General features: G+C 67.9%; 4 protein-coding genes. 2 read left to right on the forward strand and 2 right to left on the reverse strand.

Going from position 1 to position 2,853, the window contains the following annotated elements; genetic code table 11:
* Positions 1-186, forward strand: a 186-nt coding sequence (locus tag HUU94_RS10705; protein ID WP_174275070.1) for a biotin/lipoyl-containing protein, incomplete at its 5' end; no start/stop codon positions are given.
* Positions 186-638 (forward strand): MaoC family dehydratase, encoded by a 453-nt coding sequence (locus HUU94_RS10710; protein WP_174275071.1) that lies wholly within the window; start codon positions 186-188, stop codon positions 636-638. The genes HUU94_RS10705 and HUU94_RS10710, both read left to right, overlap by 1 nt.
* 10 nt (positions 639-648) lie before the next feature.
* On the opposite strand, the gene HUU94_RS10715 is transcribed toward HUU94_RS10710, so the two are convergent.
* Positions 649-1,941, reverse strand: coding sequence for a glycoside hydrolase family 130 protein (locus HUU94_RS10715; RefSeq protein WP_174275072.1), 1,293 nt, complete (start codon positions 1,939-1,941; stop codon positions 649-651).
* Positions 1,942-2,026: 85 nt separating this feature from the next.
* Entirely contained in the window at positions 2,027-2,689 is a 663-nt protein-coding gene (gene maiA / locus HUU94_RS10720; RefSeq protein ID WP_254602143.1) for a maleylacetoacetate isomerase, read from the reverse strand.
* Positions 2,690-2,853: the final 164 nt, after the last annotated feature.

Raw genomic sequence — 2,853 nt, forward strand, 5'->3', positions numbered from 1 at the left:
GCGGCGGGCGACGGCGTGACGAGGGGACAGAGATTGCTCGTGCTGGAGGCGATGAAGATGGAGCAGGCGATCGTGGCGCCGTTCGACGGCATCGTCGCCGAGCTCAAGGCCGTCGTGGGCGCGCAGGTCGACGAAGGCAGCCTGCTCGCGCGGATCGAACCCCTCGGCCCATCGGGAGACGCCTGATGGCGGGGCGCTATTTCGAGCAATGGACGGTCGGCGATCGCATCGCGCACGACATCCGCCGGACCGTGACCGAGACCGACAATCTGCTGTTCTCGGTGATGACGCACAATCCCCAGCCGCTGCACATCGATGCCGAGGCGGCGCGCGCCAGCGAATTCGGGCGCATCCTCGTCAACGGCACCTTCACCTTCGCGCTGCTCGTCGGGCTGTCGGTAGGCGATACGACGCTGGGCACGCTGGTCGCGAACCTCGGCTACGACAAGCTGGTGATGCCCAAGCCCGTGTTCCTCGGCGATACGATGCGCGCCGAAACCGAGATCGCGGCACTCAAGGAAAGCCGGTCGCGACCCTCGGCGGGCATCGTCACCTTCCACCACGCGCTGTTCAACCAGCACGACGACGTCGTCTGCCGCTGCCTGCGGACCGCGCTCGTCCACCGCAAGCCGGGCTGAGCGATGCGCCTTATTCCATCGCCTTGAGCAGGCGATCGACGGTGGTCGTCGCGAAGGCAGTGAAATTGTCGGCGACGCCGAAGGGGATCAGCAGGTCGCGGCCATGGAGGATCGCGCCGCAACTGTAGACGACGTTGGGCACATAGCCGTCGCGTTGATCGGGGCTCGGCTTGAGGATCGGCTGCGCGGTGCGCGCGAGCAGCTTCGAAGGGTCGCGCTTGTCGAGCAGGCAGGCGCCCATGCAATAGTTGCGCACCGTGCCGACGCCGTGGGTGAGCACCAGCCAGCCTTCGTCCACCTCGATCGGCGAGCCGCAATTGCCCATCTGGACGAACTCCCACGGATAGCGCGGGCTCACGATCTTGCCGCCGCCGTTCCACGTCAGGATGTCGTCCGAGCTCTGCAGCCAGATGCTTTCGCTGTCCTGCCGCCCGAGCATGTGGAAGCGCCCGTCGATCCTGCGCGGGAAAAGCGCCATTCCCTTGGCGCCCGCGGCATCGCCGGTGAGCCGGCGCATCTGGAAGGTCCGGAAATCGTGCCCGGTCAGCAGCTCGGGCCGCGCATCCCTGCCGTCGAACGCGGTATAGGTGCCGTGATAGGTGACCTCGCCGTCTTCCTCGGTGAAGCGCACGAGGCGAAGATCCTCGATTCCCTGCCGCTGGCTCGGCAGCACCGGGAACAGCACGGTTTCCGATATCTCGCGGCTGCCCCCGCAGCGGAGCAGGACGGTGGTGCCGTCGTCGCTCGATTGCTCGACGATCGGCGGAACCGCGGTAATGCTCGCCTTGTCGACCGTAACCTCGCCGCCGGGCGTCCAGCAGCCCAGCCGGAACGTCACCGAGGAGACATGGCCCTCGCCGATGCCGCGCAGCGCGAGCGCGAAGCGCACCGCGCCTTCGGGCAGGTTCGATTGATCGGACGTGAGCACCGCGCTCGGGTTGAACAGCGCGGCCGCCTCGAACGCATATTCCTCGCTGAAATAGGCGCCGATCAGCCGTTGCCGGGCGTCGTCGCTCGGCGGATCGCCGTCGAGCTGCTTGGCGACCTCCTCGAAGCGGCGGCGCAGCAGGGTATCGACGTCGCGATGGCGTTCGTCGAGCGAGGCGGTCAGCGCCTCGAGCTCGGCGTCCAGCGCGGCATCGTCGAGCGTCAGCACGCGATCGACGATCGCCTGCGTCCGGCTGTGCCCGGCCACCTGATAGGCGCTTGGATAATCGAGCGCGAACGGGCGGACCACGGTGCGCGCGGGATCGGGGCGCAGGATGATGTCGTGGTGATCGAGGATCGGCTGCTCTTCGGACATGCGCACTCCCTTGGCCCAATCGAAAACCATACCGCGAACGCACGGGTTCTTGCGGAGTGCCACCGGCGGCGCGGGCGGGGGGGCCTCACCCCGCCGGGGGAATCGCGTCCGGCTGACGATCGGGGTGCGTCTCGGCGAAGGCCGGCAGTGCCATCAGCCGCGCCTCGATCGCGATCAGCCGAGGATACGGTGCGAGATCGGTGTCGACCCGGCGCGCATTGTAGATCTGCGGCACGAGGCAGAGATCGGCGATCGTCACCGCGTCGCCGGCGAGATAAAGCCCGCACGCACGCTCCGCCGCCGCTTCCAGCGCGGCGAAGCCCGGCGCGATCCAGTGGCGCGCCCAGGCGTCCACCCCCGCCTGCTCCTGGCCCAGCTCGCGGCGGACATATTTCAGCACGCGCAGATTGTTGAGCGGGTGGATGTCGCACGCCACCGTCTGCGCCAGCATCCGGGCACGCGCGCGCTCGATGGGGCCGCCGGGCAGCAGCGGCGGCTCGGGGTGCGTCTCGTCGAGATATTCGATGATCGTCAGGCTCTGCCCGAGCGCTGCTTCGCCATCGACCAGGAAGGGCACGAAGCCCTGCGGATTGATCGCGGCATAAGCGGCGTCGTGCTGCTCCCCCGCGACGAGGCTCAGCGGGATCGTGGCATGGGGCAGGCCCTTCCAGTGCAGCGCGATGCGCACGCGCCACGAGGCCGAGGATCGCCAGAAACCGTAAAGCCGCATCGTCTTTTCTCCCTTCATGCCGCTTCCGGCGGCTCCTCTGCGGCCCGGCGCAACAGCCAGGGAACGGTGATCCCCTGGACGAAGATCGAGAAGGCCACCACCGCGAAGGCGACGCCGACCAGCGCGTAGATCGGAAGAGCGTCGTGTAGGGAAAGAGTGTAGATCTCGGTGGTCGCCGTATC

It is taken from the genome of Sphingomonas bacterium (genome assembly GCF_903644055.1).
GTDB lineage: Bacteria > Pseudomonadota > Alphaproteobacteria > Sphingomonadales > Sphingomonadaceae > Sphingomonas_I.